The organism is Mucilaginibacter yixingensis (assembly GCF_041080815.1).
GTDB lineage: Bacteria > Bacteroidota > Bacteroidia > Sphingobacteriales > Sphingobacteriaceae > Mucilaginibacter > Mucilaginibacter yixingensis.
The window spans coordinates 948,834-963,562 of record NZ_CP160205.1; the positions used below are offsets into that span (position 1 = coordinate 948,834).

Below are 14,729 nucleotides of genomic sequence, written 5' to 3' on the forward strand. Positions count from 1 at the left end.
ACAAGTATTTTTGCAAAACCCATGACGAATAATATTGACCTGCAAGAGACTGAGGAACAGGAATTTTACGAGCATTTACGTGTTGTAGTTGATAAAGGTCAGTCGTTATTACGTATAGATAAATTTTTGATGCACCGCGTTGAAAATGCATCGCGCAACCGCATACAGAACGCTATAGATCTGGGTAACGTGCTGGTAAATGATAAGGCTATTAAGGCTAGTTACAAGGTGAAACCACAAGACGTGATCTCGGTTGTTTTACCACATCCGCCGCGCGATACCGAAGTTTACCCCGAAAATATTCCGCTTAATATTGTTTATGAAGATGATGATGTGCTGGTAGTCAATAAATCTCCCGGCATGGTGGTGCACCCTGGCTATAACAATTACACCGGTACACTGGTGAATGCTTTGGTTTATCATTTTCAGCAACTGCCTACGTTGCCGGGTAATGACGGCCGCCCCGGATTAGTCCACCGTATTGATAAAGACACCAGCGGCCTGCTGCTCATCAGCAAAAATGAGCGCTCTATGAATTACCTGGCCCGCCAGTTTTTTGAGCATACCATCAACCGTCGTTACATTGCGCTGGTTTGGGGCGATTTGCCAGAGGATGGTACGGTAACCGGCTACATAGGCCGCAGTGTGGCCGACCGCAGGGTGATGGCCATTTACGACGATGAGGAAAAGGGGAAATGGTCTGTAACGCATTACAAAGTTTTAGAACGATTGAACTACGTTACGCTGATTGAGTGCAAGCTGGAAACCGGCCGGACGCACCAGATTCGCGCGCACATGAAACATATTGGGCACCCACTGTTTGCCGATGCCACTTACGGCGGCGACAAGATTGTGAAGGGCACCATGTTTAGCAAATACAAGCAGTTTGTAGAAAATTGCTTTGAGCTGATGCCGCGGCAGGCGCTGCACGCGCAATCATTAGGATTTAAACATCCTTCATTAAAAAAAGACGTTTATTTTGAAGCGCCTCTGCCACAGGACTTTGAGGCTGTTTTAAAGAAATGGCGAAATTATGTTGCGGCAGTATCAGACCAAAACGGATAATTTACTGTTAGTATAGAATGGTAATGAAACCTGCATTTATCCTATTTAACGACGAAATTTTACCAACCGATAGCAAGGTAGTCACCATTGCTAACCGGGCATTTAAATATGGCGACGGCCTTTTTGAAAGCATGAGGCTGATGAAAGGCGATCTGAAGTTTGCTGATCTGCACGCCGACCGCCTGCAACGCGGTATGCGGGGCTTAAAGATTGACGGCTACTCGCAGATAGACAGCTGGTTTATGCGCGAGAAGGTTGATGCGCTGGCTACCCGTAACAAATGCAAAAATGGCCGCGTGCGCCTGATGGTTTACCGCGATGCCGACGGTTTATACGCACCCACCCAAAATACCATGGGCTATTGCATGGAGGTGCAACCCATAGAAGAGCCCCGCTACTACCTGAATGAGCGCGGCCTGATTATGGATGTGTTTACCGAGCTGGGTAAGCCGCTTAATTACCTGTCTAACATCAAATCCTGTAACTCGCTGGTTTACGTGATGGCCGGTGTGTTTAAAAATCAGAACAGGCTGGATGATGTTTTCATCCTTAACCAAAATCGCTTTTTGTGCGAGGCGGGCAGCAGCAACGTGTTTGTTTACTACAAAAACCACCTCTACACCCCGGCACTGAGCGAGGGTTGTGTGGAAGGCGTAATGCGCCAGGTAGTGATCAATATGGCGCTGCAATTGAACATCCCCGTTACCGAAGCCCAGATCAATCCCGATATTTTATACGAGGCCGAAGAGGTTTTCATTACCAACGCCACCCGCGGCATCCAATGGGTAATGGGCTTTGGTGTAAAACGCTATTTTAACAGGCTGAGTAAAGAGCTGATGGATGAGTTGAATAAGTTGTAAATACTTACCTCATTATGTGCGCTCAAGCATCCTCGCTTGAGTTTTGAATATTTTTATTTAGTCAAGCGCAGACGCTTGACCAGGCAAAAATTACTGTTTAAATTGGTCTTAAACAGTAATTCCTTATGATGTTTCCCCTAACAGAAATACGTCCCCCAGATGGCGGACTGATCTACACCGAAACCAACCTGCATCATTTCTTTCCCGAGCCGTTAAATATGGTTACGTCGGCGCTGTTTTTGATACCGGGAGTTTACTGGCTTATTAAGGTTAGGGGATTTAGCCAACAATATGCTTTTCTTAGCGTTGCCACCTACTTGCTGCTTACCGGCAGTATCGGTGGCATTATTTACCACGGGTTACGTCGCTGGCACTTCTTTATTTTAATGGATTGGGTGCCCATTGCGTTGCTTTGCCTGGCTGCCAGCGTTTATTTCTGGATGTTGCTATTAGGCCGGTGGATTTATGGCATTACTGCACTGGCCGTGTTTGTGGTGCTGGAAACGCTCATGTTAAAGCTGATGCCCGAGACCAGCCATCAGCTGGCCATCAACATAAACTATGCGGTTATGGTGCTGATGGTGGTGTTACCGTTGGCCTTGCTGCTCATCAAAACCCGCGGTTATAACTGGGGGCTGGTTGTAATGGCCTTGTTAACATTTGCGGCCGCATTGTCATTCCGTATTTATGACCGGTTTGCGCCCTGGTCCATCGGTACGCATTTTTTGTGGCACACGTTTGGTGCACTGGCAGCCTCGTTTATTTTTTTGTATTTGTACAGGCTGAGGGAGCGAAAAGAGATTGTTTGATTTGCTTAATCAACCCTCAACGTCATTGCGGGGAACGAAGCAATCTCTGTGTTATGTCATACTGAGCGATAGCGAAGTATCTCTGAGGATAGGTTAAGTAGGACTGTCCTTAGAGATGCTTCGTTCCTCAGCATGACATGATGTTAAGATCAGCTGTACAGAGATTGCTTCGTTCCTCGCAATGACGTCGAAGAAATATAAAGGGATTTGGCTACAGCGTAACGCCTCTCAAAAACGCTTCAATATCCATACGCTTTTTACCTTCCAGCTGCACATCGGTTACGCGGATGAAGCCGCCGTGGCAGGCAAATTTCAGGTAAGTTTTATTGTCGGTTAAAAAGCCGCCAGGCTGTATGCCGGGTTCGGTTTCTTCTAATGTGGCGCTATATATTTTAAGCACTTTATCATTCAAAAGGGTGAACGCACCGGGGTACGGGCTCAATCCACGGATACGGTTGAAAACTTCGGGTGCGGTTTTCAGAAAATCCAGTTTGCAATCATCCTTAAAAATCTTTGGCGCATGTTTCAGTTCAGCAACACCGAAACTTTCTTGCGGATGCTCGGTATAGCGGCCGCTTTCTACGGCTTTTACGGTTTTAACCAACAGGCCGGCACCTTTGGCCATCAAGCGGTCGTGCAGATCGCCTGCGGTTTCCTGGCCGGTCAGGGTTACTTTTTCGGTAAACAGTACGTTGCCGGTATCAATATCATGTTTCAGGAAAAAGGTAGTCACGCCGCTTTCTTTCTCGCCGTTTAGGATGGCCCAGTTAATAGGCGCCGCACCGCGATACTGCGGCAGGAGCGAGGCATGTAGATTGATAGTCCCTTTTGGCGGCATATTCCAAACGGTCTCGGGCAGCATGCGGAAAGCTACTACCACCTGCAAATCAGCTTGCAAGGCAGCCAGCTCTACCAGAAACTCCGGACTTTTTAATTTTTCAGGTTGCAACACAGGCAGATCATGTGCGACGGCATACTCTTTCACAGCCGACTGGCTCACTTTCTGTCCGCGACCGGCAGGTTTATCCGGTGCAGTAACAACACCAACTATATTTGCGCCCGATTTCAGCAAAGCATCCAGCGATGCTACTGCAAATTCAGGCGTTCCCATAAATACTATTCTCATAATTTAAAGCTGATATTTAAACACGTTTTTCAAAGTAAATGTTTTACCTCTCCCAACCCTCTCCGAAGGAGAGGGCTTTGATATGCAATGTCGATAATCTCGTTAATCTCCTCCCCTTTGGGGAGGCCGGGAGGGGTGACTACTGATACAATAAATATTTCCTCCGCATAATTTTGTATTTGCTTAGCGCCGGTTCCCAGCTCATACGGATGTCTTCTTCACTCATTCCGGCCTCTATCTGTTTGCGCAGGGTTGGGCCGCCGCTCAGTTTGGTAATGTAGGCCGTAAAGAAATGCGCCTTATCCGGAAAAGCTTTGTACATTTCTATCAGCCAGGCCAGGTTAATGTGTCCGCTGGTACGTAATTGTTTGGTGTCAAACTTTTGCAGATCGATGCCATAGCAGGTCTGTCCCTTCAACGGAGGGTTATCGCTCACGCCGGGGATGCTTTGCGGCGTAAAGCTAAACTGATATTTTCCTTTTAACGATGGATGCCCCACCACCTGGAACGGGAACGAGGTGCCGCGGCCAAGACTGAGCGTGGTTCCTTCAAACAAGCAAATGCTTGGATACAGCAATACTGCCTGGTTGGTATTCAGGTTAGGCGACGGATCAATAGGTAGTTTATAAGGTGTGGCGTGGATATAGTTAGCCACAGGAATAATCTTTAGCTTGCATTTGATATGGTTTTTCAACCAGCCTTCGCCGTTAATCATCTGCGCGTACTCGGCAATGGTCATGCCGTGTACGATAGGAATGGGGTGCATGCCCACGGTAGATTTATAAGCGGTATCCAGCACTGGTCCGTCCACATAAAAGCCGTTGGGGTTGGGGCGATCCAGTATCATCAGCTCTACCTTGTTTTCTGCACATGCCTCCATGATATAGTGCAGCGAGGTGAGGTAGGTGTAAAAGCGCGCGCCAACATCCTGCATATCAAAAATCACAATGTCGATGCCTTTCAGATCCTCTGCACTTGGTTTATATTGACGTTTGCCATAGAGGGACAGTACCGGAATGCCGGTAGCCTTATCTGTAAAATCTTCTACATCGGCGCCGTCGGCATTATTGCCACGAAAGCCATGCTCTGGCCCAAAGATCTTTTTGATATTGACGCCCAGTTTGAGCAGGCTATCTACGCTCGGTGTAAGCTTTGGGCCGATAACCGATGTTTTATTAACCAGCATGGCCACATTTTTACCTTGCAGGTAGGGCAGGTAAAGTTGGGTTTGATCGGCCCCGGTTATGGGGTTGCCCGATATACGAGGGGCATGCTCATGTTGCCGTAATAATGCCCTGTTTATTGCGTCATCTAATGGTCGGCCCGTACTGAGGTATGGACTATTGTTCCACTGCGCTTCAACTTTTAACATGCACAGCATACCAAGTAGCAATGTCAATAACGCATAAGGTTTTTTCATAGGGTAACTAAATATTAATTAGGCCGGATGTGCCTTAAATGCGCATCTTTGCTAAAATACAAAAATCCGCATTGAGTTTCTCTACCTTCATAGCCGGCCGTGTTACGTTTCAATCAAAACGTACATTTTCAAAGCTCATTGTACGTATTGCCATTGTTGGCATTATGTTGGGCCTCAGTGCCATGATTCTCTCGCTGGCTATTCTGAAAGGTTTTAAAAAAGATATTAAAGAAAACGTGCGCGGTTTCTCTGGTGACATCACCGTGATTAGTTATGATCTCAATAACTCTTACGATAACTCGCCCATGAACGCCGATGCCGCCATGGAGCAGTTGGTGAAAACCATGCCGCAGTTTACCGGTATTTATCCGTTTGCTACCAAGCCGGGCATTATTAAAGCTAATCAGGAAATTGAAGGTGTGGTTTTGAAGGGAGTTGATAAAGGTTACAACTGGAACTACCTCAAGGCAAACCTGGTAAGCGGCAGGGTGATTGATTATCGCGATACGGCGCAGTCTGAAAAGGAGATCATCATCTCCAGTTACACGGCTGCCCGACTGAAACTGAAGCTTGGCGATAGCTTCCTGATGTATTTTGTGCAGGAGCCGCTGCGCAAACGCAAGCTGCAGATTGTGGGGATCTATGATGCCGGGGTAGAGGAGGTGAATAAGACCTTTGTGGTGGGCGCCCTCTCGCTGGTAAAAAAGCTGAATGGTTGGAAACCAACTCAGATTGGCGGTTACGAGGTGCGTGTACGAAATTTTGACGAGTTGACGCCGGCTAACAGTTCCCTGGGCGATATTATGCCAGAAAAAGTGCACTCTTACACGGTAGCCGAAAATTACCCTGTGATATTTGAATGGCTTAAACTATTGGACGGTAGCACTGGTGTGTTATTGGTATTATTATTGGCCGTTGCGCTCATCAACATGATATCGGCCTTGTTGATTATGATTCTGGAGCGTACCACCATGATAGGTATGCTCAAAGCTATGGGCAGCAGCAACTGGCGTATCCAGCAGATTTTTTTATTTAATGCATTTTACCTGATTGGTCTGGGCTTGTTGTTTGGCAACCTGCTGGGTATTGGTTTGGGTATATTTCAGCACCAAACCCACTTCTTTAAGCTGGATGAGGCATCCTATTATATGAAATTTGTGCCGATACAATTGGAAGTATCTGATATCATATTGCTCAATGTAGGCACCGCACTGGTTACCTTGCTGGTGCTCATCATTCCATCAACCCTGGTGAGCAGGATTAGTCCGGTGAAGGCGATTAAGTTTAAGTAGGTGTAACACGTTTCTATCCACAATATATCATTTCGGACACGGGAGAAAGCTTTTTTTCGGAGCGACCTGTTGGGGGGCAAGACCGAAAAGATTTCTCTTCCGCTTCTTCGCTTATCCCAACGCTCGTGCTCATCGAAATGACATTGGGGGAATGACAAATGCCGCGATTTTCGCGGCATTTGTCATTTTTAAAATATTTCTTAGTTACTTACTCGCGCGCTTCCCTCCCTTAATATTCGTTCGGAAATGACAGCAAGAGATAGTGTTATTGATTGTTTCTCCACCTTATAGCCAAATACTTACAAGGCGCATCCGCCGCGTTGCTGATGCCGTGCAGCTCATTGCTGTTCATCAGGTAAATATCGCCGGCGGTACCCTGGTATTTTTTATCGCCAATAATCATTTCTGTATTACCCTCCAGTACCAGCGTTAATTCGGTATCAACATGGGTATGTGGGGTATGGCTCGGGCCTTTGGCTTTCAGCTCGGTAATGTGCAATTCCAGGTAATCAAACATGGCTGACGGGCGTTGCATATATTTAATGCCGCCGCCAAGGGTCGATGGTTTGTAGACGAGCGAGTCTGCATTGAGTATTGCCGTACCACCTGCTTTGGCCGAGCGATCAAGGTTCATCGGTTGTTTAGAACGAAACTCCAGCGCGTAGTAGGTGAGGGGGCCATCGCCCACGTTAGCTATTGATTGCGATTGTAGTGGAGGTATCAGCACCAAACTGCCCTTGCCCAGCGTTTGGGTTTGGTTGCCCACGGTAATTTTGGCTTTACCTTCTTTTATGAAGATCAGTTCCTCAATATCGGTTTGAGTGTGCGCTGGTTTTGGTGCGGCACCTTTTTGTTGTGTGGTAGCGTGTATTTCAAAAAAAGCCAGCTCAGCGGTAGAGCCTTGCAGAAATTTGCGGCTCTCGCGGTCGGCACTTTTGGTTATTTTGGCATCGGCCCAATGATAGACGCCTGAGGGCACCGGCGATATTTGAGCCATGCCTTTTGCACAAAGCAGCACAAGGCCGCACAGTAAAATCATTCGTTTCATAATAGTTTGTAATTGGGCTTGATAGCTAAATATAAAATTATCAGCTTTTTTGAGAAAAGAAAGCCCATCACAAATTATTTACAGCGGCAGATTATTTTTTACCGGTAAAACTCAGCTTCAGGTTAACCCCACCCGCGCCAAATTTGAGTTGTTGCGAGCCAACACCATCTAACGGGTATTTAACAAATGGTTCCACAATCAGCCTGTTGGCCTTGCCCAATGGATAACCCATACCGAAGGATAGGTTCAGGGTTTTAGCCAGATCAAACCCACTAAAGGTTTTGGTTACGGTACTTTGCTGCTGAGTTTGTCCAAAATTGTAGTTTGTTGTATACGTCTCATTAATAAACGTGCCCGAACTTAAACCTGCAGCTATATAAGTATCATTCCTCTCCGGATTAAACTGGAATTTAAGATTGACGGGGATATCCAGGCCGATAAGGCTGGCCGCATAATTTCTGTTGATGCTTTCGGGCACCGCGGTGCCTTTTCCCTGGCTAACGCTCGCTACATTGGCAAAAGCACTAGCGGCAGCCATGGTAGCCACAATTTTGTCTTGCGGAGTGGCGCTGTTGTAATTTAACGTGTTTTGCCCAATGGCCACACCGGTTGAAAGACGCAGGTGTTTGCTCAGCTTAAAATCAGAACTTAAACCCGCACCCACGTTTACCGTATTATCGCTGCCTTTGGCATAATTGAAATAGGTTGCGGCATAAATACCAAACAAAGCTTTTTTAGCTGTTTTGTTGTTCTGTTTTGCGTTGTCTTTCTGATTATCGGCGGCCAGTAATTTATTCATCGCATCGGCTGACGACATTGGTTGCTGCGGCTGTTTCACAACGCTGTTGTTAGCCATTTGGGTTGATTTATTAACCTGCTGGCTATCAGTTTGTGTTTGGGCAGCAGGAGTAGGGTCAACGATTGATTTGCCTGGCGGCGATGCTGGTTTGTTATTGGCAATGGCCGTATTATTATTAGCCGGCGCAGTATCAGGCTTAGTAATCACCGATTGATTTGCGTTGGTTTGATTGCTTGTGGCCTGGCTCCGAGGCGTAACGGCCTGCACAGGGGCCGCTTGATGATATCCTCCTAAAGTATTTTTATTACCGGCCAATATAGGGGCGGTGCCCGAATGATTGATTGGGCTAACAACGGTATCTACGGCCTGAGTTGCAGGCGGTGTTGTAATTACATGGCCTTTGTTTTCTTTGGTTGGCTGCACTGGCTTTACATGTGCTACATTATTATTGTTGGCGGCGTTATTACCATCGGGCTTGCGCAAAAACCACAGGCCAGTAAATAGCAGTAGCACGGCTGCTGCGGCATACCAGAACAACCAGGCCAGGTTGCGGTCTTTCTTTGCCGGATATTTTTCACGCAGCAGTGCCCAGCCGGCGTCGGCGTCGGGCTCTTCGTGCTCATCGAACACGCTACGGATGTGATCCGTCAGTTCCTGATATCTTTTATCCTCATCTGTCATGATGTGATCATCTTTCTTAATTTCTCTTTAGCCCGGGTAAGATATACCCTTGATGAACTGGCCGGAATACCCAACTGACCGGCAATCTCATCGTGACTGTAGCCGTCTACTTCATACATATTAAATACCAGGCGATGCATGTTGGGTAGTTTATTAAGCAGCTGCATAATATCGCGGGCGTTCAGATCTGCAATTATGGTGCTGCCGGTGCTAATGCCTGCCGCGTTATCCAACTCGGTATTTAGCCATTGTTTCATTTCTTTGCGGCGGCTGTCAATAGCTGTATTTACCACAATAGTGCGCAGCCAGGCTTTAAAAGGTTTATCTGGCTGGTAGTTGTCTATCGATTTGAATACTTTAATAAAGCCATCGTTCACGGCCTCCATCGCATCATCACGGGTAAGGCAATAGCGTAGGGCAATACCCATGGCAAAGCCATAGAAATGCTTATAAAGCATTTCCTGGTATTTTATATTACCCTGTTTGCATTGGCTAATGAGATCGCTCTCGGCCGTGCCCGTTGATACGTGCATTAAGTAGATATTCGCTATTTGTTTTTAATAAGGCTTACGTAGTGGCTAACCGGAACGCTACACCTGTTGAGCGAAATTATATAAAATAAAAAAGCCCCGAAAACGGGGCCCTAACTGGTAATGTTTTTATCGGTGTTTATTGCTTTCTAAAATCGTAATAATACACCAGGGTATCGTTAGCAAACTCGTACGATATTTGTAAACGGTTTTGAGCCGCTGTGTACAGGTAATCATAATAGCCATCCAGGTGCACTTTGGTTTGCGGCAGGCTCACGTTATAGCTTTTATCGCCAAACAAAAAGGTAGAATAGTCATACTGGTAACCACCGAAGCTGCCGCCGTGTACGGTGGCGGTATCGCCGCTAATGGTGTAGCCGGTTGTTGAATTTAAAGAGAGGCTGAGTGCTACTTTATTTGCGGTGTCCATACCGGTTTTAGCCGCGTTGATGCGTAGTTTATAAAAGTAGCCGCTCCAGTTACCGGTAAGATTTGGTAGCGGAGTGGGATCTACATTGGCGCTTTTCATACAGCTTGATACCAACATAATTAAAAATGGAAGTAAAAATAAAATTCGTTTCATAGTTATGAGTTTACAATTGGTTATACGGAGGCGTTTATATAAACGCTACAAACATCATCATTATTTTATATTTTTTTTGCTTCGTTCCAGAAAACGTCCATCTCCGCCAGGGTCATGTCCTGCAGGTTCAGTCCATTTTCGCTGGCCTTTTGTTCCAGGTATTGAAACCGTTTGATGAATTTTCGATTGGTTTTTTCCAGCGCATCTTCTGGGTTGATATTGATGAAGCGTGCGTAGTTGATGAGCGAGAATAGCAAGTCGCCAAATTCGCCTTCGGCTCTTTCAAGGTCTATCTCGGCAGCATCTTCTACATTAAACTCATTACGAAACTCCTGCATCTCTTCTTCTACCTTTTCCCAAACCTGGTGCTTGTGTTCCCAGTCAAAACCAATGCCGCGGGCTTTCTCTTGTATGCGCGATGCTTTTACCAACGCCGGGAGTGAAGCGGGCACACCGCCCAGCACAGATTTGTTGCCTTCTTTAAGCTTGATCTTTTCCCAGTTGCGTTTTACCTCTTCCTCATTGTTGGCTTCGGTGTCACTGTAGATATGTGGGTGACGGTTAATCAGTTTATCGCAAATGCCGTTAAGCACCGCAGTGATGTCAAAATCATTGGTTTCAGAACCTATGCGGGCGTAAAATACCAGGTGCAGCATAATGTCACCCAGTTCTTTTTTTATCTCGGTCATATCGCCATCCAATATGGCGTCAGAAAGCTCGTAGGTTTCCTCGATGGTGAGGTGACGCAACGTTTGCATGGTCTGCTTCATGTCCCACGGACAGTTGGTGCGCAAATCATCCATAATGTGCAGCAAACGTTCAAAAGCAGTGGCGGCAGTGTTGGCAGATGGCGGAGGTAATAGCGGCATGGTAGCTGTTTTGTTGTTGTAAAGGTAGGATTTAGTTGGGAAGTCCGGAAGTCCGAAAATCCGGAAGACCGAAAGCCGGAAAATATGCAATTCATCTTACGGACTTCCCGACTTTCGAACTACAACACCGCTCTCAGCATCTCCCGCTTTCCGGGGGCGCCAGGCGCTTTCTCTACTTTTAGTCCGAGGCTTTTGAGCAGGCGTTTCAGGTGACCAGTAATGGCGTAAGTAACAAATACACCGCCAGGTTTCAGGAAATTGATCGTATGGGTGATGGCCGCGTCATCCCACATTTCAGGCTGATGAATAGCGGCAAAGGCATCAAAGTAAATAACGTCAAATTGTTGAGCGCTGCTAAAATCCATCAGTTTACCATATGCGGTTTGCAACTGGCAGTAATTGTTGATACTGATGGTTTGGTTGATACTTTGCGGATATTTATCCAGAAACGTATTCCATAAACCAGCCGATACATATTCATCATAACCCGTAGCCGCCATGGTTGCTCCATTGAGCGGGTGCGCCTCAATCCCCGTGTAATTCAGGCTGATTTCTTTTGCGGTGCAATAATCAGCACTTAGCAAAAAGTTGAGGGCGGTACCCAGGCCCACTTCCAGAACACTTACTTCATTAGTGTCATTACCGGCGAGGAAATAGCGTAACCCACTGTTCAGAAAAACGTGATTGCTCTCTTGCAGTGCGCCATGGCGCGAGTGATAGTTTTCGCCCACCTGCGGGTTATAAATGGTTTTTGAACCATCGCCGGTAACGGCAAAATGCCCGTTAACGCCCGGCTCGGGAAACATAAAGATAGATTGCTCCTGCTGTTGCATGGCGCAAATATCGGGATTTATGGTGGAATGGCCCATCATACGATGTAGAGGAATCGAATCCCCGCGGTGGGACTATGAAGGTGAAATGGCATTTTAGCCGTTAACCAACAGCGTCGGGCTTCGGGCGAAAGCGGGCAGCACAGGAAGGGTTTGTGTGGTGGAAGAGGGCATTCAATTGCCGCCTGAAGCGCAGGGCTTGCGCGGAGCGACAGCAGGGGCGGTAATTGCGGCCCTGTGGTGCTGACTGATTTGCAGGGTATGGCTCTGTGCGGCAAAGAAGCCATTACGCTGTTAAGCGCTTTGGTTACTTTGGCGCCTCAAACGGCGAAGCCTTCTTGAGTGCTTTTAAGAAGCAAATTATACTACGAAAAACTAACAGCCCTCCGGCGGCGACTGAGCCGGATTGCCGCTGAATTTTAGCACTAACTTTACCCACAAAGTACAACATGTCATGGGTAGGAACGAAGCACCTCTATGCCGATCCAAACCTCAAAATTGCTCGCTGCGATGCTTCGCTATCGCTCAGCATGACGGGTAAGGTATCAACGCAAAATCGGATAATTCGCAATCTCCTCACCCAAATCATAAACAGGTACTTGCGTAATCTTGCCGGCCACAATACTTGCTGCCGCGGCAGAACGATAGCCTCCGGCACAATGTACTACAATGGGCTTGTCGAGAGGGATCTCATCCAATCGCTCGCGCAGTTCGGGCAGAGGGATGGATAGCGCATGTTTGAACATCCGGCCTTCCTCAACTTCGGTATGATTACGGACATCAATAATAGTGTAATGTGATGGATGGCGATTAAAGTCGTTTAAATCGAGCGACGGTGTAATAGCACTCATGCTGTTTGGCGGTAATATTGCCGCCAGGATGTTTTGCTCATAGCCAATTTTGGCCGTTTTTCTGATCATGCTTTCCAACGTTGCGTCATCCGCGGCAATCAGGTAAAATGGCTCGTCGTTATTGATCACAGACCCTAGCCAGGTTTCAAACTTGCCGTTGTTTTGCAGGTTGATGGCGCCGGGTAGATGCCCGGCTTTAAATGCAGTGGCTTGGCGGGTGTCTATAATAGTGGCACCTGCTTTTAGTTTTTTAGGAGCGATGCGGGGCACGGCAGCAATAGTTGTTTCCATATTTGCTGCGCCCTGGCGGTTCATTTCTACATTGTAGCCAAAATAGCGCGGTACAAAAGGCTGGTGCTCGGTAAGCATTTGTACAAACTGCAGTTCGTCCATCAGTTGCAGCGCGTAGTTTTCGCGCAACTCTCTGCCGATGGTACTCTGCAAATCCGGACTCATGTTTTTACCACATAACGAGCCTGGGCCGTGGGCGGGGTAAACGGTGGTTTCACGCGGCAGACGCATCAGTTTTTGGCGGGTGGAGTGGTAGAGCTGGCGGGCCAGTTCTTCTTTTTGGGCGGTAATATTGCCGGCGTTCTCGCGCAGGTCGGGCCGGCCTACATCGCCCACAAAAAGAGTATCGCCGGTAAATACGGCGGTTTGGCGGCCGGTCTCATCTTCAACAACAATACAAATAGAATCGGGTGAGTGGCCGGGGGTGTTAATGGCTTTTAGTTTGATGTCGGTCAGCGCAATTTCGTCGCCATCGTCAAACGTTTGGTGCGGATAGGTAGCGCCTACCAGTTTACTTACGTAGATGGTAGCACCGGTTTGGCCATGAATCTCCAGATGCGAGCTCACAAAATCTGCATGCGGGTGGGTTTCAATTACCCCTACAATATCTGCCTGGTGCAGGGCAGCAAAATCATAATAAGGTTTCGGGTCTCGGCCAGGGTCAATTATGATCATCTTGCCGTTGCGCAGCACCGCATATGAGGCATGCGCCAACCCGGTATCATAAAACTGGTTGATCAACATAAACAAATATAGTCAGTGCGGGAAGGAAAAGTTCTGAAAATCTGAAGTTTTCAATCGAAATATTACACGAAAATCAATAATGCCAAACTATATATTGTATATGGGCGCTATGGTTTTACTGGAAGAAATAGCCCAAACTAACACTTAACGTTTGGTTATGCGTTTTTACCGTGGAGGTGTTAGACAGGTTACCCAATCCAAAACCAGCTCCCAAACCGGCTTCAATACCATTTTTGATGCGGAAGGTAGCCAGCAGGTTAATACCGTAGTCAAAATGTTTCAAATCATTGGGGCCGCCGCCCAGGGGAATGGCAGTTTTTTGTTTGTCGTTAACCATATTCCCGTTCTGATCAAACGTAGTAACGGTAGTGTGTGCTGTGGTGGCATAAGCTAGGTAAGGGCCGCCGCCCAGTAATATTTTATTGGGCTTTAGCGGAATTTTGTAGAGCACGTTGAGGGGCAATTCCAGGTAGTTGATGGTTAGATTTGCCTCTAAAGAGTTTGATCCCAAACTGGCCGACCGGTCCGGTTTGCTGGAGCCTCCTTTTTGTATAAAGGCCAAACCCGGCTGAAAGACAATAGTGCCATAGTCAAGTTCTGGGAAAATGCCAATATCTACCATGTTTAGCCAAGAGGTGTTACTGCTTGCACCGTTAAAACCCCCGGTAAGTTTAGCTGAGGTGAAACGGCCTCTGAAACCCAGGTTGACTAACTGCGCCGATGCCACATGGGCTACCAGGACTAGGATACAGATGGATAAGATCTTTTTCATGACAAGCGGATGGTGTACAATAAATCTCGGCACTTTTAGCTAAAAAGTAAAGTTTTGCTTTAAATGTTATAACAAACTTTACGGCTAATGGTTGCAAAAAACAAAACCCCCGCCACGTATGGCAGGGGTTTCTGTTTGATTGGATTCAAAACTTAAGAC

General features: G+C 47.0%; 14 protein-coding genes. 4 read left to right on the forward strand and 10 right to left on the reverse strand.

Features of this window, described 5'->3' with window-relative positions; genetic code table 11:
* The first annotated feature begins 21 nt into the window (after nt 1-21).
* The 3 genes from ABZR88_RS03985 (at nt 22) to ABZR88_RS03995 (ending at nt 2,734) form a co-directional block, all read left to right on the forward strand.
* Entirely contained in the window at nt 22-1,065 is a 1,044-nt protein-coding gene (locus tag ABZR88_RS03985; protein WP_107829912.1) for an RluA family pseudouridine synthase, read from the forward strand.
* A gap of 23 nt (nt 1,066-1,088) precedes the next feature.
* Nucleotides 1,089-1,925 carry an aminotransferase class IV gene (locus ABZR88_RS03990; protein WP_107830193.1) on the forward strand — a complete coding sequence of 279 codons (837 nt, stop codon included), beginning with the start codon at nt 1,089-1,091 and terminating at the stop codon, nt 1,923-1,925.
* A gap of 125 nt (nt 1,926-2,050) precedes the next feature.
* A complete protein-coding gene (locus tag ABZR88_RS03995) occupies nt 2,051-2,734 on the forward strand; it encodes a hypothetical protein (RefSeq protein WP_107829914.1) in 684 nt (227 codons plus the stop codon).
* A gap of 211 nt (nt 2,735-2,945) precedes the next feature.
* Here the strand turns inward: ABZR88_RS03995 and fmt are convergent, their stop codons facing one another.
* A complete protein-coding gene (fmt, locus tag ABZR88_RS04000; protein WP_107829916.1) occupies nt 2,946-3,860 on the reverse strand; it encodes a methionyl-tRNA formyltransferase in 915 nt (304 codons plus the stop codon).
* 139 nt (nt 3,861-3,999) lie between these two features.
* Nucleotides 4,000-5,280, reverse strand: coding sequence for an exo-beta-N-acetylmuramidase NamZ domain-containing protein (locus ABZR88_RS04005; RefSeq protein WP_245917085.1), 1,281 nt, complete (start codon nt 5,278-5,280; stop codon nt 4,000-4,002).
* A 38-nt stretch (nt 5,281-5,318) separates the two neighbouring features.
* Here ABZR88_RS04005 and ABZR88_RS04010 point away from each other — a divergent pair, with 38 nt between their 5' ends.
* The gene (locus ABZR88_RS04010; protein WP_245917086.1) at nt 5,319-6,572 is read left to right on the forward strand and encodes an FtsX-like permease family protein; all 1,254 of its coding nucleotides are present in this window, start codon (nt 5,319-5,321) and stop codon (nt 6,570-6,572) included.
* A 265-nt stretch (nt 6,573-6,837) separates the two neighbouring features.
* Here the strand turns inward: ABZR88_RS04010 and ABZR88_RS04015 are convergent, their stop codons facing one another.
* The 8 genes from ABZR88_RS04015 to ABZR88_RS04050 form a co-directional block, all read right to left on the reverse strand.
* On the reverse strand, nt 6,838-7,620 hold the full coding sequence (locus tag ABZR88_RS04015) for a cupin domain-containing protein (protein ID WP_107829918.1): 783 nt from the start codon (nt 7,618-7,620) through the stop codon (nt 6,838-6,840).
* Nucleotides 7,621-7,711: 91 nt separating this feature from the next.
* Nucleotides 7,712-9,100, reverse strand: a complete 1,389-nt coding sequence (locus tag ABZR88_RS04020; protein ID WP_107829920.1) for a hypothetical protein — start codon at nt 9,098-9,100, stop codon at nt 7,712-7,714.
* Complete coding sequence (locus tag ABZR88_RS04025; protein ID WP_107829922.1) at nt 9,097-9,633, reverse strand: RNA polymerase sigma factor; 537 nt, start codon at nt 9,631-9,633, stop codon at nt 9,097-9,099. Before ABZR88_RS04025 ends, ABZR88_RS04020 begins: the two co-directional genes overlap by 4 nt.
* A gap of 136 nt (nt 9,634-9,769) precedes the next feature.
* Entirely contained in the window at nt 9,770-10,213 is a 444-nt protein-coding gene (locus ABZR88_RS04030) for a hypothetical protein (RefSeq protein ID WP_146166576.1), read from the reverse strand.
* 65 nt (nt 10,214-10,278) lie between these two features.
* Nucleotides 10,279-11,082 (reverse strand): nucleoside triphosphate pyrophosphohydrolase, encoded by an 804-nt coding sequence (gene mazG, locus ABZR88_RS04035; protein ID WP_107829926.1) that lies wholly within the window; start codon nt 11,080-11,082, stop codon nt 10,279-10,281.
* Between the two features lie 119 nt (nt 11,083-11,201).
* Nucleotides 11,202-11,954 carry a tRNA (5-methylaminomethyl-2-thiouridine)(34)-methyltransferase MnmD gene (gene mnmD, locus ABZR88_RS04040; RefSeq protein WP_342748748.1) on the reverse strand — a complete coding sequence of 251 codons (753 nt, stop codon included), beginning with the start codon at nt 11,952-11,954 and terminating at the stop codon, nt 11,202-11,204.
* 503 nt (nt 11,955-12,457) lie between these two features.
* A complete protein-coding gene (locus tag ABZR88_RS04045) occupies nt 12,458-13,798 on the reverse strand; it encodes an MBL fold metallo-hydrolase (protein WP_107829928.1) in 1,341 nt (446 codons plus the stop codon).
* A gap of 115 nt (nt 13,799-13,913) precedes the next feature.
* Entirely contained in the window at nt 13,914-14,570 is a 657-nt protein-coding gene (locus ABZR88_RS04050) for an outer membrane beta-barrel protein (protein ID WP_107829930.1), read from the reverse strand.
* Between the last annotated feature and the right edge of the window lie 159 nt (nt 14,571-14,729).